The sequence below is a fragment of the Acinetobacter schindleri genome, assembly GCF_010918895.1.
In the GTDB taxonomy this organism is placed as follows: domain Bacteria; phylum Pseudomonadota; class Gammaproteobacteria; order Pseudomonadales; family Moraxellaceae; genus Acinetobacter; species Acinetobacter schindleri.
In genome coordinates this window covers 986845-1007490 of the sequence record NZ_CP044483.1, presented here as the reverse complement: position 1 = coordinate 1007490, position 20646 = coordinate 986845, and the positions used below count along the sequence as shown (strand labels likewise).

Genomic DNA, 20646 nt, shown 5'->3' with positions numbered 1-20646 from the left:
TGAAACAATAAATTAGTCAATTGTTCCGTTTCGGCTAAACGAAGGTAATTTAAAACCTGGCTCTTTATGCATCCATACATAGAATGCGCGACCGGTTAAATTTTCTTCCGGAACAAATCCCCAGAAGCGACTATCAGCACTCTGATCACGATTATCCCCCATCGCAAAGTACTGACCTTCTGGAACTTTTACTTCCCAATATAAACCATTTTCACCTGAATATTTACCATTTTCCACAAAGTTGATAAATGGTGCCTGACGCGCCACATTTACCCCTTCAAGCTCACGCATGGTAAAGGTATGCTTACCTAAAGTCTCTTTGTGATAAATTGATTCAGGCGTATCTAAACGGTCTTTTTCACGGCTAAATTCAACGGGAACTTTAGTGACTTTTTCACCATTAATAATCAATTGACCATGATCATAGACAATATGATCACCCGGTAAACCTACAATACGTTTAATATAGCTAATACCAGGTTGTGGTGGATAACGGAATACCGCCACTTCACCACGTTCTGGACTTCCAGTATCAATAATTTTGCTATTTATGATGGGCAGACGCACACCATACTCGAATTTATTGACCAGAATGAAGTCACCTGTTTCCAGGGTGGGCACCATGGAATCAGATGGAATATTAAAAGGCTCATATAAGAATGAACGCAGAACCAGCACAACGGTCAGCACTGGCCAGAAGTCATAAGCCCAGGTAATGATAAAATTTTCATTGCCCTTGCCTTTGGTCTGTCGCTGTTTCAGAACAAACTTATCAAGCAGCCATATTGCAATAAAAAACAGCGTGGCAGGAACAAGAATTAAATTAAAATCAAAATCCATGGGCTTATATCCTTATTATTTTAGCGTTCGACTTTTAATACGGCTAAGAACGCTTCCTGTGGGATTTCTACGCTACCCACCTGTTTCATACGTTTCTTACCTTCTTTCTGTTTAGACAGAAGTTTTTTCTTACGTGACACGTCACCACCATAACACTTCGCCAATACGTTTTTACGCATCGCTTTTACAGTAGAACGGGCAATAATTTGTGCACCAATGGCTGCCTGAATCGCGACATCGAACATTTGACGTGGAATCAGGTCTTTCATTTTTTCAACCAGGGCAATACCACGGTGACGTGCATCCTGACGGTGACAGATCATCGCCAAGGCATCCACTTTGTCACCATTAATCAGAACATCAACTTTAACCAATGATGAACTTTCAAAGCGCACAAAGTTATAGTCCAGTGAGGCAAAACCGCGTGAGCAAGACTTCAGTTTGTCGAAGAAATCCATGACCACTTCAGCCATTGGAATTTCAAAGGTAATTGAAACCTGATTACTCATGAACTTCATGTCTTTTTGCACACCACGGCGCTCAACACACAAGGTCATCACATTACCCAGATATTCTTGTGGTACTAAGATATGACATTCTGCAATCGGTTCACGCAGGTCTTCTACTGTTGAACCGTCTGGCATTTTTGATGGACTGTCGACATAGATCGTTTGACCATTTTTCATCACCGCTTCATAAATTACAGTCGGTGCAGATGAAATCAGATCCAGATCGTATTCACGTTCTAAACGCTCCTGTACGATCTCCATATGCAGCATACCCAAGAAGCCACAACGGAAACCAAAACCAAGTGCATCTGAACTTTCAGGTTCAAAGAACAAGGCAGAGTCGTTAATCTGTAATTTTTGCAGCGCTTCACGGAAAGGTTCAAAGTCACTGGCATCAATCGGGAACAGACCTGCATAAACCTGAGGTTTTACCTTCTTGAAACCTGGCAATACTTCAACATCTGGAGTAGAGGCAAGTGTGATCGTATCACCAACTGGCGCACCAAAGATGTCTTTAATGCCCGCAATCACAAAACCTACTTCACCCGCTTCAAGAATATCGGTTTCGGTATGCTTTGGATTGAAGATACCTACTGAAGTAATGATGTGCGTCTGACCAGTTGATTTCATCAACATCTTGTCGCCTTTACGCACACGACCCTGTTTCACACGAACTAAAGACACAACGCCCAGGTAGTTATCAAACCATGAGTCGATAATCAATGCTTGCAGCGGTGCATCACGGTCACCTCTTGGCGCAGGAATCACATTCACCAGAGTTTCCAGCACACCTTCAATACCCAGGCCTGTTTTTGCAGAACAGGTCGGTGCTTCAGTGGCTTCAATACCAATGATGTCTTCAATTTCCTGAATCACACGTTCAGGTTCAGCCTGCGGCAAGTCAATCTTGTTCAGAACTGGCAATACTTCCAAACCTTGCTCAATTGCGGTATAGCAGTTTGCAACAGACTGTGCTTCTACACCCTGTGCTGCATCTACAACCAGCAATGCACCTTCACACGCAGCAAGTGAACGCGATACTTCATACGAGAAGTCCACGTGTCCCGGAGTATCAATGAAGTTTAGCTGATATTCCTGGCCATTCGGGTGTGTGTAGTACAAGGTCACCGATGCCGCTTTAATGGTAATCCCACGTTCGCGTTCAAGTTCCATAGAATCGAGAACCTGAGCCTGCATTTCACGATCCTGCAAACCACCACAGGTTTGAATGAATCGATCCGCCAGGGTCGATTTACCGTGGTCAATATGCGCAATAATCGAGAAGTTACGAATGTTTTTAATATCAACAGATTTTTTAGCTTGCGCCATGGGCTACCTTGAGAAAAAAACGCGCCATGCAATATAAAGGGATTGCACAACAAAAGCCGAATAGAAATTGCCGAGGATTATAGCAGAATGCAGTTACAGAAAAAGAATTATATTTTCGTCGCTCATTCCACTACTTTGTTTGCCATGAAATCGCTCTGACCAAGTTTTGGCAACATCAGAGCGATTGTCGTTTAAATACACACAACCACATTTAAGTGTGCTTCATTGTTGATATTTAATCTGTCAGATACAACTGACTAAAATCCAAAGGATTGATATCTGCTAATAAGGGTTGATAGGCTTGGGTAAATGTCGGTGACATCCGCTTCGGACGACCAGTGGCAATTTCCACACAGGCCCATTGCGTACTCCCTCTAAAGATTAGGTTCTGATCTGCCGGGCGATAGAAGGCATATTGGCGGAATGAATAGAGTGCATTGATATCATTTAACCAAGTACGCAAAATCAGCTCATCACCTTCAAATGCTGCCTTGCGATATTGCACATGATGCTCGACTGCGACCATGGCATGCTTTAATTCCAGGTACTGCTCTAGACCCAAACCGATCTGTTCAATATGCGCGGTTGCAACATCCTGCATCCACTGCACATAGACCACATTATTTACATGCCCCAAGATATCAATATGTTCTGGTTTTACTGTTAACTTCAGATCAAAAATACCCTTCACGCGTTTCTTATCCTTTAGATCATATAGCGACTTAGAGTCTACAGATTTTATTTGCATGGTAAATTGCCAAATATTAAAAAAACCGCCTGAGTTCAGACGGTTTTTACCAACCAATGATGCGTTTATGAGACCCGCATGCCCACGATCACGCGCTGTCCTTGACGGATAAGTGTTACCCGCGCGACGCTGCCTTTGTTTAATTCAGATACAGTTTCCACAAACTGGTTGCTGTTCAGAACAGTCTTGCCATTAATATTGGTCACCACATCATTCGGCATAATACGTGCTTGTGCCGCAACTCCACCTGGACGCACATCCTGAATCACTACACCACCTTTGATATCTAAACTACTCATTTCATTTGGTGTCAGGTTACGAATAGTGACCCCGATGACTGGTCCTTTGTTTGGTTGCGCCTGATTGCTGGCATTCGCTGGGGTATCGTCCGGTGCTGCACTTAAAGTGGCATTGATATTACGGCGTTTGTCATCACGCAAGACTTCTAACTGGATCTGCTGTTTTGGTGCAGAACGGTTTAAGTAATTCAACAATTCACTGGTCCGAGAAATATCAGTCCCGTTATATTTAAGAATGACATCTCCCGCCTGTAAGCCTGCTTTGGCCGCTGGCGAGTTGGGTGCAATCTGGGTTACCAATGAACCTTCCGGCTTAGACAGCTTATAAGATTCTGCCAGATTACGGTCAATATCTTGCAAGCTTACGCCCAGATAAGAACGGGTAACTTTACCATTGCGTTTCAACTGGTCTGCCACTTCCATTGCGACATCAATGGGAATGGAGAATGACAAGCCCATATAACCGCCAGTTCCACTAAAGATACGTGAATTCACCCCGACTACTTCACCCTGCTGGTTAAACAGCGGCCCACCAGAATTCCCCGGGTTTAAAGCTACGTCAGTCTGAATGAATGGCACTGCAGTTTCACCCATCATATTACGCATCTTGGCGCTGACAATTCCGGCAGAAGCCGAATAGTCAAAACCAAATGGTGAACCGATGGCGAGTACAGGCTCACCGACACGTAAACGCCCCACATCTCCCGTGCGTAATTCCGGGAAACCTGCACCATTGACCTTCAGTAAAGCCACGTCAGTACGTTCATCGCTACCTACAACTGTCGCATCAATTTCACGACGGTCATTTAAGGTAATGGTCACCTTGGATGCATTTTCAATCACATGGTGATTAGTCAGCAAATAGCCGTCTTTACTGATAAAGAAGGCGCTGCCATACCCTGTTTTTTCTTGAGGTGCACGTGGCTGAGGAATAATGACCTGATTACCAAAGAAACGGCGTAAAATATCTGGAATTTGTTGTTGTAATAGTTCTTCTTCGGACATTTTTTTAACAACATTGACACTCACCACTGCCGGACTGACTTGTGCAACCAGATTTGAAAAATCAACTGGAGTGGCTGCCCCCGCCTGCAATGCTGTCATTGTTAACGTTGCTGCAAATATTCCGTGTTTAACATCCAAGATTTTCATATATTTATTCACTCAAATGACTGATAAACCTATTTAAATTAGTTTTATCATAAACTATACAAAATTTAAGTAACGAAATGTTCTTATTCTACTTGCTGATATTATGCCATTTTTAAAGACTTAAGTTTCAGCTTTCATTACTTTTTTTCATAAATTTATGGGTAGATAAATGCTTGCCTTTTGTACAAAAAAGCGCTGTGATAGCCGGACTTTTTTTCAGTTAGCTGAATAGTCATGTCTAATTTACACACGACACATCATTTTGATGTGATTATTGTGGGCAGCGGCGGCGCCGGCTTAAGTTTAGCCTTATCTCTACCAGAACATTTTAATATTGCAGTTTTAGCCAAATCAACGCTTACGGATGCGAGTACATTTTATGCCCAGGGGGGTGTGGCAGCTGTACTTGATGAAATGGATTCTCTCGAGCAGCATATCGATGACACCATGATTGCCGGGGCACAATTGTGTGAAATGGATGCAGTCAAGCAGACCGTTGAAGGGGGCAAGCCTTCAGTCGATTTCCTGCTTAAGCATGGCGTGCAGTTCACACTAGATGAACAGGAACAACTGCATTTGACCCGTGAAGGGGGCCATTCTCAGCGCCGTATTATTCACGCAGCAGATGCTACAGGACGTGCAATTTCCACTACTTTGGTACAGCGCGCCCAAGAAAAGCAGAATATTCATATCTTTGAAAATTATATTGCGATTGATCTGATCTGCTCCAAAAAGCTTGGTCATGCAGGTGAAAACCGGGCACTCGGCCTGTATGCATTGGATGAACACACCGAACAGGTACATACTTTCCTAGCACCATTTACTGCCCTAGCCTGTGGTGGTGCAATGAAGGCGTATCTTTATACCTCCAATCCAGATATTGCCACTGGTGACGGTATTGCGATGGCTTATCGTGCCGGCTGCCGTGTCGCCAATATGGAGTTTAACCAGTTTCATCCGACCTGTTTATACCACCCGCAAGCGCGTTCATTCCTGATTACTGAAGCCATGCGTGGTGAAGGAGCATACTTGCGTCTACCGGATGGTGAACGTTTCATGCTGCGTTTTGATGAACGTGCTGAACTGGCACCGCGCGACATCGTGGCGCGTGCCATTGACTATGAAATTAAACGCCTGGGGATCCGTCATGTCTGGCTGGACATTACCCATAAAGATGAAGGCTTTATTAAAGAGCACTTCCCGACGCTGTATGCACGCCTATTAGAGCTGGGAATTGATATCACCAAGGAAATGATTCCGGTCGTACCAGCAGCACACTATACCTGTGGCGGTGTAGTGGTTGATGAGAATAGTCAGACTGATATTGCTGGTCTATATGCTATTGGGGAGACGTCTTATACCGGTCTGCATGGCGCGAATCGTATGGCCAGTAATTCACTGCTGGAATGCTTTGTGTATGGCATGAGTGCAGCCAAGCATATTCAGGAAAATTTTAAAGCGGATCAATCCGTACCTGAAGTCCCAGCTTGGGATGATTCCCAGGTAACGAATCCGGATGAAGATGTAGTGATTCTGCAAAACTGGGATGAGCTGCGTCAGACCATGTGGAACTATGTAGGCATTGTCCGTACCACCAAGCGTCTGGAACGTGCCTTACACCGGATTGAAATGCTGAAAAAAGAAATTACCGAATATTATCAGGATTATCAGGTCAGCAAAAACCTGATAGAACTGCGTAATCTGGTGCTGGTATCGGAGATGATTGTGCGCTGTGCCATGCAACGTAAAGAATCCCGTGGTCTGCACTATACCTTGGACTATCCGGAACAGTTACCTGAGTTACGCAAAACCGTACTGATTCCACCAAGTTTTAAAGTGGAACAACCATTGGTGAATGCAGCAGAAGTTTAAATACTTAAGTGTAAAAAACCGGATCTCATGATCCGGTTTTTTATTTGCTACATATCTTGATTGCAGCTTTCAAGATTTTTAGATAGATCTGAACTCATCACTTGAATATAAGCACAACTACGGCGTGCAGTCTGATGTGAATAATGCTCATTAAGTCTCTCTAGCAATTTTTCCCGCAAGTGAATACAGCTTCTGCTGAAATAGCTGTCCATTTTATGATCTACGGTTGCCATTGACCTTTCCAATCTTCCGGTCAATTGTGCCTCATTATTTGCGCAGGGCCAGCTTTTGTATCGCCGTTTCAAAATCAGCTGCATAAATAACAATTAAAACACAACCAATTGAATTTATTAATTTTTATCATTATGAAAAAAATATAGTTCTTTTATTTTATGTGATTAAGATACTGATTTAAGCGGAATCGAATAAGTTCCGGTGACATGTGCGACAGGTTCTTCTATACTTTCTGAATAGACCCAAACTTCCCCGACAATAAGCGCTTTTCCAACTTTCATCAGGCGACATTTTCCAATCAGATCACGTTGTCCATCCGGCTTACGCAAAAAATTAATATTGATATTGGTGGTGACAGCCAACCCCACCAGACCAATCTCTCCTAAAATTGCGACATACAAACCAAAGTCTGCGATCGTCATTATGGTTGGCCCAGAAATCGTGCCACCCGGGCGCAGCTGACTATCACTCACACGGTAACGAACAGTTGAGGTTTGAGGCTGTATATCCATGACCTCACAATGCTCAAGGCTTTGTGGAAATTCTACTTCTAAAAACTGCTGAATCTGTTCAAGTGTACTTTTCATAAAAAATCTTCCATATTGAAAACAATATAGAAGATTTTTAAAGAATTGAACTGGTTTTAATCTGACTGCTCAGACCACCTGTAATTCTGCCATGGCTTGAGCAAAAACCTGCTTTGGAGCTTGAGTCGCATCGAGACGCTTCATACGTTGCGGATGACGCTGCCACAAAGTTTCATAACCGCTTCTTACTTTCTCAAAGAAAGAGACTTTCTCTTGTTCAAAACGATCCAGCGCACCACGTTCACGGGCACGGTTCATGCCTAGTTCAATTGGCGCATCCAGCCAGAAAGTGACATCTGGCATACGTTTCACAAAATTATCATTCAGCAAATTCAGCTTGGCTTCACTGAGTCCACGCCCTGCACATTGATAAGCAAAACTGGCATCAGTAAAACGGTCACACAGGACTATCTTACCTGCCTCAAGCGCAGGCAGAATTACCTGTGCTAAATGCTGGGCTCTTGCGGCATACATCAATAACAGCTCAGTGTCATTACACATGGCTTCTTCATGATTCACCGTCAGCAATAGGGAACGGATTTGTTCAGCCATTGGCGTGCCACCCGGTTCACGGGTCAACACCACTTCTTTGCCCTGTGCAACAAAATCATCATAGATACGACGAATGAGCGTGGTTTTCCCTACACCTTCAGTGCCTTCAAAGCTGATAAACATGCTCACTCCTTAATTTTTTGAACGTAAAACAGTGAGATATTCCTGCACTGCTCTATTGTGATCTTGTAGATTCGTACTGAACTTATGCCCACCATTACCCGTTGCAACAAAGTAAATATTTTGTGAATTATCTGGATGCATCGCTGCTTCAATCGCTTTTTTGCTCGGCAGGGCAATTGGTGTTGGCGGCAAGCCTGAAATGGTATAGGTGTTATATGCTGTCGGTGTGCGCAGATCCTGACGGGTAATATTGCCTTGATATTTATCGCCCATGCCATAAATTACAGTTGGATCGGTTTGCAAACGCATCCCCATTTTCAGACGGCGTACAAATACACCAGACACCTGCTCCAGTTCGCTGTCCAGACTGGTTTCTTTTTCAATAATCGAGGCCATAATCAGTGCTTCGTATTTATTCTGATAAGGCAAATCACTGGCACGGTTTTTCCAAGCCTCATCTAAAGACTGCATCTGATGACGATACAAATCTGTCAGAATCTTACGGTCGGTTTCACCTTTGGCAAAGAAATAGGTATTCGGTGCAAATAAACCCTCAGGATGATCAAACGGAATATTTAACTCTTTCAACAATTGATCAGTTGGCAGATTTACTACTTCTTTCGTGACTAAATCATCTTTCTTTAAAATATCGATCAGCTGTTTGAAAGTGGTACCTTCAATCACCAGAATACGGTTCATCTGGGCATTTTCCGAATTGGAAATCATTTCCAGCACCTGACAGATACTCATGCCATCGCGTACTTCATAAACACCTGCTTTCATCGTGTCATGAATGATGAAGCGCTGATAAACTTTCAAAAGGATCGGAAAGCTGACATGACCTTCTTTCGCCAGACGGTCAATAAAGCCAGAATAGGTATCCCCAGCACTGATCGCCAGCATCTGTTTTTTACCTTCAACCGGATAATCTCTAAACAGGCTGCTTTTGAGAATCACGGCCAAGATCAATACAAGACCCAGGACAACGACCAATACACCTTTAAGTGGAAAAGCTGATTTCGCTTTATTTTTCTTTTTTCGTGTGGATTTGCTGGCGGACATATTTTAAATGATCTGATGTAAATGAAGACGATGAAATAACTCAATACAGACTTCTGTATCCAGTGTTTTTTGTTCAAATTGAGTAACAATTTTCATAGGGCTCAGTGCATTGCAGAAGAATAGACTCTGAATAGAAGAAATTTCATTCAAATCCAGACTGCGCTGTTCACAAATAATGCCTTGCTGCAACATACGTTCCAGAATCTCGGCACGCATTACCCCGGTAACACCATTATAGCGAAGTTCCGGAGTAATCCACGTGTTGTTTATCCTTAAAAAACAATTACTGCTCACCCCTTCAACAATTTCACCCTGCACATCACAAACCAGTGCTTCACTCCAACCCTGCTGATCTGCTTCCTGTTTGAGCATGACCTGCTCTAAACGATTCAGTGTTTTTAACCCAACTAATTGCGGCATACACAGACCAAGTGCAGTATTTAGGACACCACTTTCAATCTGCTCAAAGTGATGCTCAGGAAGCATTTGCGGATAGTAATACAGCCAAACATCTGCTGGATGGTCTGGCAAGCTATAGCCGCGCTGGCCAATGCCCCGACTCAGAATAATTTTCAAGGTGCCGTTTAAGCTAGAAGTTAATTCACGTAATTTTTCTAAGGTTACATCAATCAGGCTTAAGTCCGCTTGTAGCTGCATTTTCTGACTACTTATATGCAGGCGTGATAAATGCCGTTCCTGCAGTTCAATACGGTTATTGCGAATTCGGGCTGTAGTAAAGCAGCCATCGCCATAATGAAAGGCGCGATCAAGCAAATCTATCTGATTGACTTGTTGTGCATTTTTAAAACACAGCATGATTTCCCACCTCTCAGGTCGATGTCACGGTATGCAAAGCTATACTGCATCCACATATCTGTTTTACTCACATAAAATTCTTTTTTAATTATTTTTTATGTAAAAAAACTCCAGCTATTCTTGCCTCATCCAATAAAAACCAAGAACACTTGAGGCAAATATGAACGTCCGTAAATTAAAAATTGGGGTACTTGCAGCACTGATTTCAGCGACTGCATTTAGTGTGTCTGCAAAGGATTTTTTAAATGTATCCTATGACCCAACTCGCGAATTGTACGACAACTTTAACAAAGAATTCAGTGCTTACTGGAAAAAATCTACTGGCCAAGATATTAATTTTAAACAATCACATGGCGGTTCAGGCAAACAGGCACGTGCCGTGATTGATGGTCTGGATGCAGATGTCGTTACACTGGCTCTGGCAGCAGATATTGATGAAATTGCTAAACGTGGCCTATTACCGGCAGACTGGCAGAAGAAATTCCCGCAAAACTCGACACCATATACCTCAACAATTGTTTTCTTAGTCAAAAAAGGCAATCCGAAAGGCATTAAGGACTGGGGCGATCTGGTTAAACCGGGTGTAGATATCATTACGCCAAACCCGAAGACTTCTGGTGGCGCGCGCTGGAACTACCTGGCAGCTTGGGCATGGGCAAAACACCAGCCAGGGGGTAATGATGCCAAGGCACAAGAATTCGTTCGCCAGATTTATAAACAGACCAAAGTACTGGATTCTGGTGCGCGTGGTGCAACAACGACATTTGCTGAACGCGGCATTGGTGATGTATTGCTGGCTTGGGAAAATGAAGCACATCTGGCACTTCGTGAACAACCCGGCAAGTTTGAAATCATCACGCCTTCTCTGTCTATTCTGGCTGAACCACCTGTGGCAATTGTAGAAAAGAATGCCAAGAAAGATGGTAATGAAAATCTGGCTAAAGCCTACCTCAACTATCTGTACTCACCTGCTGGCCAAGCAGTTGCAGCAAAGAACTTCTATCGTCCTCGTAATGCAGCCGTGTTAAAGCAATACAGTCATGTATTTAAATCACTAAAACTGGTTACGATTGATAAAGAATTTGGAGGCTGGACTAAGGTTCAGAAGCAACACTTTGACAATGGCGGTATCTTTGACCAGATAGTAAAAGCGAACAGTGCAAAATAAAGTCTTATAAATGCAGCGTTAATGGCCTTATTTAATAAGGCCATTTTTCTTTCAAATACTTACCTATCCACTTATCTTTTATTTTCATATAAAATTCATTTTTAATTATTTTTTATGCATAAAGAATAAGTTTATTCTTCACTCATGTTACAAAACGTGTAAGAGTTTGAGGTTCACATGAGCATTACAACAAAATTAAAAATTGGGGTTTTGGCTGCTGTTGTTTCAGCAACTTCTTTTGGTGCAGCAGCGCGGGATTTTCTGAATGTCTCTTATGATCCGACGCGTGAACTCTATGAAGACGTCAATAAAGAATTTGGCAAATACTGGAAAAGCCGTACCGGCCAAACTATTAACTTTAAACAGTCACACGGTGGTTCTGGTAAACAGGCACGTGCTGTGATTGATGGTCTGCAAGCTGATGTAGTGACATTAGCACTGGCTGCTGATATTGACGTTATTGCAGAAAAAGCCAAATTACTCCCTGCGGACTGGCAAAAAAAATTGCCTCACAATTCTACACCGTATACATCAACCATCGTATTTCTGGTGCGTAAAGGCAATCCAAAAAACATTAAAGACTGGGGCGATCTGGTTAAACCTAATGTCGCAATCATTACACCAAATCCGAAAACCTCTGGTGGGGCGCGTTGGAATTATCTGGCAGCTTGGGCTTATGCAAAACACCTCCCAGGCGGTAATGATGCCAAGGCACAAGAATTTGTTCGCAAAATCTATAAGCAGACCAAAGTCCTAGATTCAGGTGCACGTGGTTCAACAACGACATTTGCTGAACGCGGTATCGGTGACGTATTACTGGCGTGGGAAAATGAAGCGCATCTGGCACTTCGTGAACAACCCGGCAAGTTTGAAATCATCACACCTTCTCTGTCTATTCTGGCTGAACCACCAGTTGCGATCGTAGAAAAAACAGTAGCGAAAAAAGGCAACAAATACCTGGCACAAGGTTACCTGAACTTCCTCTACTCACCACTAGGTCAAGAAATTTCAGCACGTAACTTCTACCGCCCACGCAATGAAAAAGTATTGGCAAAGTACAGTCAGGTCTTCAAGCCACTAAAACTGGTGACGATTGATCAGGAATTTGGAGGTTGGGACAAAGTGCAAAAAGCTCACTTTGAAAATGGTGGAATTTTCGATCAAATCGTAAAAGCCAATACAGCAAAATAAGTTTTGTATTGAACAGACAAGGAGCATTCACATGATACATACCCTCATTGTTCCAGGTGTTGGTGGCAGTGAACATGATCACTGGCAATCCTGGTTACAACGTGGCCTGATGCAATGCTCCCGTGTTCAACAGCAAGACTGGAACCATCCGGTACTGAGTACCTGGGTAACGCAGTTTGTCAAATCTGTACAGCAGATTGAAGATGATATTGAAATCGTAGCGCACAGCTTTGGCTGCCTGACCAGTCTTGCAGCGCTTGACCAGCATCCAGAACTTTGTCGAAAAATTAAAAAGCTGGTTCTGGTGGCTCCGGCCAATCCGGCCCGTTTTGGTGAAAATGGCTTTGCACGTGATAGCCAAACAGATTACAGCGCTTATTTCCATCAGCTCAAGCTTCAGGTTCCGACCATCATGCTGATCAGTGAAAATGATCCTTGGCTGAATTTTGAAGATGCACATGCTTTTGCCAAATCCTGGAAAATCCAGCCGGTTAATCTGGGCGCCGTCGGTCATGTCAATGTTGCTTCGGGCTTTGGCCCCTTCCCTGAAATTAAACAATACCTGAATTCAGAGATGTCGATGCAACATATCAGTAATGCTGATGAAGGCAAGTATTTTTTTAAATTTGCATTTTAGATGTTGCAAATTATGCTTGTCGCAAATTTCATTTTTAATATTCGCTGGTTGTCTTCAATCAGCATTCTCTCTTTTGAGGAGTAATCATGTCGCAGCGATCCCGAGTGCTGCCAGGATTTGGTCTATCTCTAGGCTTTACCCTAGCGTATTTGTCATTAATCGTTCTTATTCCGCTGTCTGCCGTATTTATTAAATCACTTGGCATTGGCTGGGATGGCTTATGGGAAATCCTGAGCTCTGAACGTATTCTCAAGTCACTTCAGCTGAGTTTTAGTGCCGCCATTATCGCAGCCCTGATCAATGTTGTTTTTGGTCTATTACTGGCTTGGTGTCTGGTACGGTATAGCTTCCCAGGTAAACGTATTATTGATGCTCTGGTAGATTTACCATTTGCCCTGCCGACTGCCGTAGCCGGTATTGCATTAACTTCACTGTATGCACCTACAGGCTGGATCGGTCAGTATCTGGAACCAATAGGTATTCAAGTGGCTTATACCCCAATAGGTATTACGCTGGCGCTGATCTTTATTGGGATTCCTTTTGTGGTGCGTACGGTTCAACCGGTACTGTCTGATCTGGAAACTGAACTTGAGGAAGCTGCTTCTGCGCTCGGGGCAAACCGCTTCCAAATCGTGACCAAAATTATTTTCCCGATTCTGCTACCCGCATTGATTACAGGCTTTGCACTGGCATTTGCACGTGGCGTGGGTGAATACGGTTCGGTCATCTTTATTGCCGGTAACCAGCCGTTTAAAACGGAAATTGCTCCTCTCATGATTATCTCGCGTCTGGAAGAATATGACTATGCGGGTGCAACCACGATTGCTGTCGTGATGCTATTGATTTCATTTGTGATGCTGTTCCTGATTAACTTGTTACAAGCTTGGGCTAGCCGTCGCACAGGGAGAACTGCACGATGAGTTTAAATACCAACAGCAATGCACTTGCTGAAAAGCTGCAATCCCGTGATGCAACTCGCGAGCCAAAATGGGTACGTTATACCCTGCTCACCATTGCCCTGATCTTCTTCTTAAGCTGCCTGATTCTGCCGCTGGTATTGGTCTTTGTTGAAGCGTTCAAGCAAGGCGTCGGGGTATATACTCAGGCACTGGTTCATCCAGACACATTATCTGCGGTAAAACTAACACTATTAACTGCTGCAATTGCAGTACCGTTAAACGTGGTATTTGGTGTGGCTGCTGCCTGGTCAGTGGCGAAGTTTAACTTCCCGGGCAAGTCCATTCTGACCACGATTATCGATCTACCCTTCTCGGTATCACCGGTCATCGCCGGTATGATGCTGGTGCTGATTTTCGGTACCCAAGGCTGGATGGGCAGCTGGTTAATGGATAATGACATTAAGATCCTGTATGCCGTACCCGCAATTGTTTTGGCCACCATCTTTATTACGGTACCTTTCGTAGCGCGTGAATTGATTCCTTTAATGGAAGCTCAAGGCACCGAAGAAGAAGAGGCTGCAATTGTACTCGGTGCATCAGGCTGGAAAACCTTCTGGAAAGTGACTCTGCCAAACATTAAATGGGGTCTGATCTATGGCGTAATTCTGTGTAATGCACGTGCCATGGGTGAGTTCGGCGCGGTATCGGTAGTATCTGGTCATATCCGCGGTGAAACCAATACTTTGCCGCTACATGTCGAAATTCTCTATAACGAATATACCTTTAGTGCTGCGTTTGCTGTGTCTTCGCTCCTGGCTCTCCTCGCAATTGTAACCCTGGTGCTTAAAACCTGGGTAGAAATGCGCCAGGAAAAACAAAACAAACGTAATGACGATTTAACAGTTTCTTAAGGAATGCCCACATGAGTATTCAAGTTAAAAATATTGAAAAACACTTTGGTGCATTCCATGCACTGAATAATATTTCCCTGGATTTCCCGGATGGCCAGCTAGTTGCACTTTTGGGTCCTTCAGGCTGTGGTAAAACCACTCTGCTGCGTATTATTGCTGGTCTTGAATCTGCAGATGGTGGTCAGGTCATTCTAGAAGGTCAGGATGCAACCAATGTTCATGTGCGTGAACGTGAAGTCGGTTTTGTCTTCCAGCACTATGCGCTATTCCGTCATATGACAGTGTATGACAACGTGGCATTTGGTTTACGTGTTCGCCCACGTTCAACCCGTCCATCAGAGACTGAAATCAAGAAACGTGTCACCCGTTTACTGGATCTGGTACAACTTGGCTTCCTAGCAGATCGCTACCCTGCTCAATTGTCTGGTGGTCAGCGTCAGCGTATTGCGCTTGCGCGTGCCCTAGCGGTTGAACCACGCGTACTATTACTAGATGAACCTTTTGGTGCGCTAGATGCCAAAGTGCGTAAAGAACTGCGTCGCTGGTTACGTACCCTGCATGATGAGCTGCATATCACTTCTATTTTCGTGACGCATGATCAGGAAGAGGCACTGGAAGTTGCAGATCAAATTGTGGTGATGAACAAAGGGAATGTCGAACAGATTGGTTCACCACGTGAAGTATATGAAACTCCGAAAACGCCATTCGTGTTCGACTTCTTGGGTCAAGCCAACCGTTTCGAAGGTCAGAATAATGGCGGCATCATTCAGTTGGGTGAAGATCGCATCCAATTTGCTGCGGCACAACAACATCCACAAGGTGATGTCATTGTATTTGCCCGTCCTGATGAACTGCGTATCTCTGCTCAGCCACAGGACAATGCAATTCAGGCGACCTTTATTCGTGAATTATGGATTGCCGGTAAAGTCGTTGCAGAACTGAAGGACCGTCAGGGTAACCTGATTGAAATTTCACTAACACCGGAAGAAGCGCGAGCGCATCAATTCCGACCAAATCAGACTGTATGGTTAAGTCCACTTAACCTGCATTTATTTGCGAATCAGGTTGCTTAAGACACATTCAGATGGGGCCATTTCAGCCCCATCCGCTTATAGGGTATATAGAAAATGAATTTCCAACAATTAAGAATTATTCGAGAAACTGTTCGTCAAAACTTTAATTTAACTGAAGCTTCTGCAGCACTGTATACCTCACAATCGGGTGTGAGTAAGCATATTAAAGACCTAGAAGATGAACTTGGTGTACAGCTGTTCATTCGTAAAGGTAAGCGTCTACTCGGTTTGACTGAACCAGGTCAGGCACTGCTCGGAATTGTGGAACGCATGCTGGTCGATGCTGACAATATCAAACGTCTGGCAGATGACTTTAACAAGGTTGATGAAGGGACATTGACCATTGCGACAACGCATACCCAGGCACGTTATGTATTACCGCCGATCGTGAATCAGTTTAAAAAAGAATTTCCAAAAGTTCATCTGATTCTGCAACAGGCCAGTCCGGTTGAAATTACCGAAATGCTGCTACAAGGTGAAGCAGACATCGGGATTGCGACTGAAGCCTTAACGACTGAAGATAACCTGGCCAGTGTGCCGTACTATAACTGGCAACACAGCATTATCACGCCTCAAAACCACCCATTAACCAAGAAAGATAATATCCGTATTGAAGATCTGGCGAATTATCCGATCATCACTTATCACGGTGGTTTTACAGGTCGCTCTAAAATTGATACCGCTTTTGAAGAAGCGGGTTTTGATGTGGATATTGTAATGTCCGCCCTAGATGCCGACGTAATCAAAACTTATGTAGAGCTGAATATGGGGGTCGGTATTGTCAATGATGTGGCATACGACCCAGAACGTGATTATCGCTTAAAACAGATTAAAACTGATATTTTTGGTGTAAATACCACATGGATTGCTGTACGTAAAGGCCATTTATTACGTGGTTATGGCTACGAATTTATCTCGCTTTGCTCTCCAGATGCAGACATTCGAGCATTAAAAAAAGTGGCTTATCCGGATGACTAATCTATAAAATCTAAATAGATGAAATGAGGCTTTTTAGCCTCTTTTTTATGTTTGTTTGAAATGAGTAGGTTCAAAATACAGGCATAATTGAACTTTAAAATAATATTTAAAAACTAAGAAGCTTCTGGATTTTTAGCTTGATTTATTGAAGTAAGATTAAACACTTAAATTAATTTAATAACTTGATAGATATAAAAAAACGAGCCGAAGCTCGTTTTTTCTTGAATCTAATCATTAGAAGCGGAAGCTTACACCCAGTTTAGCTACTGGAAGCCATTCGTATTTATCATCATTACGTACTTCATTAATGTGCTCTTCTACTAGAGCAACATCAGTTGGAGTTCCACCATAATAATTTACATTGGTAACGGTTGGATTACCGGCATAATACGCTCCTAATTCTCCAAACAAGCCCCAACGATTAGTAATTGCTGGAGAGAAACCGATACCTACATAAGGGGCAATTTTATTACTGTAATCTAGATCATAACCTAATCGCTCTAGACCTGTATTTTCACCATTTACTTCAATAGTACCGCCATCATTACGTGCTAATAAACCATATTGTTGATCAAGATACCCTACCCCAAATGCCATATAGAACCAGTTAGCCCAAGGACGAATTTCTGCATTTAAATAAGTCAAATTATTGTCCATGTCTACATCATAGTTCACATCGTCTACTTCAACATCGTCTGACCAAGAGATATCACCGCCGTTATAACCTAAGGTTACACCTACATATGGGTTAGCGCTCCAAGAGATTGCACCACCGTAACCAGTAGTACCGACTTCAGCACGTACAGATGCTGGCTTAAAGAAAGAGAATTCAGCAACGCCTTCATCGGTTACAATGACTTCATCAGCTGCCATGACAGAAGTGGTTGCTGCAGCAAGTACAGACAGCGCAAAATATTTAGCAAAAGTTTTCATCTATGTCTCCTCAAAAAAATTATTTTTAACGTTTTTACTCTTCGTTATGCCTGCATCTTAATTCACAATCTGATCACTCTTTATTCAAGTTTTGCTGAGTTTATGTAAACTTTTGATACATTTGATGCCTTTTATATGATTTTCATGAGGTTTTTTGCACAGTCACCTTAATTGGATGCTTTTACGGGAAATTTTCTGTTTATTGATTAAATCATGAGCTATATAAATATAATATTCATTAATTTTTTAATGAAACTTGACACATCCATTTTCTCCATAATTCGGAAGAATTAATTTTGATACAAGTCGTGTTTTCCATCTAATCTTTGCTCAATATAGTGTAAAATCTTGGAAATTTTTTTTCTGGAAGGAAGATCATGTCTCAGCTTTCAACAATCATTGAACAAGCGTTTGAAGACCGTGCGAATTTCACAGCAGCGGATTGTCCTGCTGAAGTTCGTCAAGCAGTTGAGGAAGTAATTGCTGGCCTGGACAATGGCTCTTTACGTGTAGCTGAAAAAATCGATGGTGAATGGGTTGTTCATCAATGGATTAAGAAAGCTGTATTGTTGTCTTTCAAACTGAATGACAACAAACCAATGGAAGCATGTGATCTTCGCTTCTATGACAAAGTAGATACTAAATTTGGTGACTGGACTGAAGAACAGTTCAAAGCTGCTGGTGTACGTGTAGTACCACCTGCTGTAGCACGTAAAGGTTCTTACCAGGCGAAAAATGTGGTATTGATGCCTTCTTATGTGAACATCGGTGCGTATGTTGATGAAGGTACGATGGTTGATACATGGGCAACTGTAGGTTCATGTGCGCAAATCGGTAAAAATGTTCACCTTTCAGGTGGTGTAGGGATTGGTGGTGTTCTTGAGCCACTTCAAGCAAACCCAACCATTATCGAAGACAACTGCTTTATCGGTGCACGTTCTGAAATCGTAGAAGGCGTAATCGTAGAAGAAGGCTCTGTGATTTCTATGGGCGTATTTATTGGTCAATCCACCAAGATTTATGACCGTGAAACTGGCGAAATCCACTACGGCCGTGTACCTGCTGGTTCAGTCGTTGTATCTGGCAGCCTTCCTTCTAAATGCGGTAAATACAGCCTGTACGCTGCTGTGATCGTGAAAAAAGTTGACGCGAAAACACGTGCGAAAACTAGCCTGAACGATCTGTTGCGTGAAGACTAAGTCTTAACTTTTTAGGAACTTAATGTTCCTCAGAGCTTTAGTCGCTCTTCGTCTCTACGGTTAGTAATGATCGTAGGGATTTTTATTTTTATACATTGTTCTTTCTTCCCTGGTTAATTTTGTTATGAGTACGCTTCGATCTTCTGCTATCCCTGTTTCTGATCCGTCTGCGGGTTTACGCATCACGGAGATCTTTTATTCATTACAAGGTGAAGCCAATACAGCTGGTCTGCCAACAGTCTTTATCCGTTTGACGGGTTGTCCACTGCGTTGTACCTATTGCGATACTACCTATTCTTTTGAAGGTGGTGAGCGTAAATCTTTAGAAGAAATCATTCAAACCACACTCGATTTTAAGACACCTTATATCTGCGTGACTGGTGGAGAACCACTGGCGCAGCCGAATGCCTTGCCGTTAATGCAGCGCCTGGCCGATGCAGGCTGTGAAGTCTCCTTGGAAACCAGCGGTGCGCTGGATGTGTCTAAGGTAGACCCTCGTGTATCAAAAGTATTAGACTTGAAAACGCCAACTTCGGGTGAAGTTGCACGAAATTTGCTTTCCAATCTCGACCATTTAACCCAGCACGATCAGATCAAGTTCGTAATCTGTAATCGTGAAGATTATGAATGGTCCAAACAGCAGGTTGAACAGTACCAGCTTAATGAAAAAGTCAGTACGGTCTGGTTCTCGCCTGCTTTTGAAGTTGAAAAAGGTACGGCGCGTATGCCACAGCTGGCACGTGATCTGGCCCAATGGATTTTAGAAGACCATCTCCCTGTTCGCTTCCAGCTACAGTTACATAAACTGTTATGGAATGACGAAACTGGTCGTTAATTATTTATCAAATATTTTGGAGATTTAGCTATGCGCCCTCGTGCCATTGTATTGTTATCTGGCGGATTAGACTCAACCACGTGTTTAGCCTGGGCGCAGGCACGCTACGAATGTATTGCTTTAAGTTTTATGTATGGCCAGCGTTCGACCACTGAACTTGATGCAGCAAGAGCTTTGACTGGTCGTGCAGGTGTGGAACATCGTGTCATCAATATTGACTTAGGCAACCTCGGTGGCTCTGCCCTGACTGATCACAGTATTGATGTGCCAGACCAACTTCAGGAAGGTATTCCTGTGACGTATGTCCCAGCACGCAATACAATTTTCTTGTCTTATGCACTGGCTGCAGCTGAAGTTTTTGGTGCAGAAGCAATTGTGATCGGAATTAATGCCGTCGATTATTCCGGTTATCCTGACTGTCGTCCTGAATTTATTGAAGCCTTTGCCAATATGGCACGCCTTGCAACCAAGGTCGGTGTAGAAGGTCAAGCGCTCAAATTTGAAACACCTCTGTTACATTTATCCAAAGCAAATATCATTCGCTTAGGTCTTGATCATGGCGTAGACTATAGCCAAACGGTATCTTGCTACCAGGCAGATGACCAAGGACGTGCTTGTGGTACATGTGACAGTTGCCGTCTGCGTAAACAAGGTTTTGCAGATGCAGGTGTTGAAGATCCGACACGTTATATACCGTAA

General features: G+C 43.2%; 21 protein-coding genes. 11 read left to right on the top strand and 10 right to left on the bottom strand.

Annotated features, from left to right (window positions below):
* Nucleotides 1-12: 12 nt before the first annotated feature.
* The 4 genes from lepB to FSC11_RS04870 form a co-directional block, all read right to left on the bottom strand.
* Nucleotides 13-840 carry a signal peptidase I gene (lepB, locus tag FSC11_RS04885; RefSeq protein ID WP_163165488.1) on the bottom strand — a complete coding sequence of 276 codons (828 nt, stop codon included), beginning with the start codon at nucleotides 838-840 and terminating at the stop codon, nucleotides 13-15.
* 20 nt (nucleotides 841-860) lie between these two features.
* Complete coding sequence (lepA, locus tag FSC11_RS04880; RefSeq protein WP_163165486.1) at nucleotides 861-2678, bottom strand: translation elongation factor 4; 1818 nt, start codon at nucleotides 2676-2678, stop codon at nucleotides 861-863.
* A 235-nt stretch (nucleotides 2679-2913) separates the two neighbouring features.
* Nucleotides 2914-3369 carry an acyl-CoA thioesterase gene (locus FSC11_RS04875; protein ID WP_264821155.1) on the bottom strand — a complete coding sequence of 152 codons (456 nt, stop codon included), beginning with the start codon at nucleotides 3367-3369 and terminating at the stop codon, nucleotides 2914-2916.
* Between the two features lie 122 nt (nucleotides 3370-3491).
* The gene (locus tag FSC11_RS04870; RefSeq protein ID WP_004892260.1) at nucleotides 3492-4877 is read right to left on the bottom strand and encodes a Do family serine endopeptidase; all 1386 of its coding nucleotides are present in this window, start codon (nucleotides 4875-4877) and stop codon (nucleotides 3492-3494) included.
* 228 nt (nucleotides 4878-5105) lie between these two features.
* Here FSC11_RS04870 and nadB point away from each other — a divergent pair, with 228 nt between their 5' ends.
* Nucleotides 5106-6749, top strand: coding sequence for an L-aspartate oxidase (gene nadB / locus FSC11_RS04865; RefSeq protein WP_163167718.1), 1644 nt, complete (start codon nucleotides 5106-5108; stop codon nucleotides 6747-6749).
* A 47-nt stretch (nucleotides 6750-6796) separates the two neighbouring features.
* On the opposite strand, the gene FSC11_RS04860 is transcribed toward nadB, so the two are convergent.
* From FSC11_RS04860 to pabC, 5 genes are all read right to left on the bottom strand, one after another.
* Nucleotides 6797-6982: a hypothetical protein gene (locus tag FSC11_RS04860; RefSeq protein ID WP_163165481.1), complete on the bottom strand. Its 186-nt coding sequence runs from the start codon at nucleotides 6980-6982 to the stop codon at nucleotides 6797-6799.
* A gap of 165 nt (nucleotides 6983-7147) precedes the next feature.
* Nucleotides 7148-7570, bottom strand: coding sequence for a PaaI family thioesterase (locus FSC11_RS04855; protein WP_163165479.1), 423 nt, complete (start codon nucleotides 7568-7570; stop codon nucleotides 7148-7150).
* A 69-nt stretch (nucleotides 7571-7639) separates the two neighbouring features.
* On the bottom strand, nucleotides 7640-8245 hold the full coding sequence (gene tmk, locus FSC11_RS04850) for a dTMP kinase (protein ID WP_163165476.1): 606 nt from the start codon (nucleotides 8243-8245) through the stop codon (nucleotides 7640-7642).
* Between the two features lie 9 nt (nucleotides 8246-8254).
* Nucleotides 8255-9307: an endolytic transglycosylase MltG gene (gene mltG, locus FSC11_RS04845; RefSeq protein ID WP_163165474.1), complete on the bottom strand. Its 1053-nt coding sequence runs from the start codon at nucleotides 9305-9307 to the stop codon at nucleotides 8255-8257.
* Nucleotides 9308-9310: 3 nt separating this feature from the next.
* Nucleotides 9311-10123 (bottom strand): aminodeoxychorismate lyase, encoded by an 813-nt coding sequence (gene pabC / locus FSC11_RS04840; RefSeq protein ID WP_163165472.1) that lies wholly within the window; start codon nucleotides 10121-10123, stop codon nucleotides 9311-9313.
* A 160-nt stretch (nucleotides 10124-10283) separates the two neighbouring features.
* On the opposite strand from pabC, the gene FSC11_RS04835 reads away from it, so the two are divergent.
* The 7 genes from FSC11_RS04835 (at nucleotide 10284) to FSC11_RS04805 (ending at nucleotide 16980) form a co-directional block, all read left to right on the top strand.
* A complete protein-coding gene (locus tag FSC11_RS04835; protein ID WP_163165470.1) occupies nucleotides 10284-11291 on the top strand; it encodes a sulfate ABC transporter substrate-binding protein in 1008 nt (335 codons plus the stop codon).
* Between the two features lie 177 nt (nucleotides 11292-11468).
* Nucleotides 11469-12482 carry a sulfate ABC transporter substrate-binding protein gene (locus FSC11_RS04830; protein ID WP_163165468.1) on the top strand — a complete coding sequence of 338 codons (1014 nt, stop codon included), beginning with the start codon at nucleotides 11469-11471 and terminating at the stop codon, nucleotides 12480-12482.
* A 31-nt stretch (nucleotides 12483-12513) separates the two neighbouring features.
* Complete coding sequence (locus FSC11_RS04825; protein ID WP_163165466.1) at nucleotides 12514-13119, top strand: RBBP9/YdeN family alpha/beta hydrolase; 606 nt, start codon at nucleotides 12514-12516, stop codon at nucleotides 13117-13119.
* An 86-nt stretch (nucleotides 13120-13205) separates the two neighbouring features.
* The gene (gene cysT, locus FSC11_RS04820; RefSeq protein WP_004815168.1) at nucleotides 13206-14039 is read left to right on the top strand and encodes a sulfate ABC transporter permease subunit CysT; all 834 of its coding nucleotides are present in this window, start codon (nucleotides 13206-13208) and stop codon (nucleotides 14037-14039) included.
* Complete coding sequence (gene cysW, locus FSC11_RS04815) at nucleotides 14036-14929, top strand: sulfate ABC transporter permease subunit CysW (protein WP_163165464.1); 894 nt, start codon at nucleotides 14036-14038, stop codon at nucleotides 14927-14929. The genes cysT and cysW overlap by 4 nt, the downstream gene beginning before the upstream one ends.
* Before the next feature lie 11 nt (nucleotides 14930-14940).
* Nucleotides 14941-16002, top strand: a complete 1062-nt coding sequence (locus FSC11_RS04810; protein WP_163165462.1) for a sulfate/molybdate ABC transporter ATP-binding protein — start codon at nucleotides 14941-14943, stop codon at nucleotides 16000-16002.
* Nucleotides 16003-16056: 54 nt separating this feature from the next.
* On the top strand, nucleotides 16057-16980 hold the full coding sequence (locus FSC11_RS04805; RefSeq protein WP_004815164.1) for a CysB family HTH-type transcriptional regulator: 924 nt from the start codon (nucleotides 16057-16059) through the stop codon (nucleotides 16978-16980).
* 234 nt (nucleotides 16981-17214) lie between these two features.
* Here FSC11_RS04805 and carO read toward each other — a convergent pair whose 3' ends face one another.
* The gene (carO, locus tag FSC11_RS04800) at nucleotides 17215-17913 is read right to left on the bottom strand and encodes an ornithine uptake porin CarO (protein ID WP_163165460.1); all 699 of its coding nucleotides are present in this window, start codon (nucleotides 17911-17913) and stop codon (nucleotides 17215-17217) included.
* Between the two features lie 377 nt (nucleotides 17914-18290).
* Here carO and dapD point away from each other — a divergent pair, with 377 nt between their 5' ends.
* From dapD to queC, 3 genes are all read left to right on the top strand, one after another.
* On the top strand, nucleotides 18291-19112 hold the full coding sequence (dapD, locus tag FSC11_RS04795; RefSeq protein WP_004815162.1) for a 2,3,4,5-tetrahydropyridine-2,6-dicarboxylate N-succinyltransferase: 822 nt from the start codon (nucleotides 18291-18293) through the stop codon (nucleotides 19110-19112).
* A gap of 124 nt (nucleotides 19113-19236) precedes the next feature.
* Nucleotides 19237-19947 (top strand): 7-carboxy-7-deazaguanine synthase QueE, encoded by a 711-nt coding sequence (gene queE / locus FSC11_RS04790; protein ID WP_004815161.1) that lies wholly within the window; start codon nucleotides 19237-19239, stop codon nucleotides 19945-19947.
* A gap of 30 nt (nucleotides 19948-19977) precedes the next feature.
* The gene (queC, locus tag FSC11_RS04785) at nucleotides 19978-20646 is read left to right on the top strand and encodes a 7-cyano-7-deazaguanine synthase QueC (protein WP_004815160.1); all 669 of its coding nucleotides are present in this window, start codon (nucleotides 19978-19980) and stop codon (nucleotides 20644-20646) included.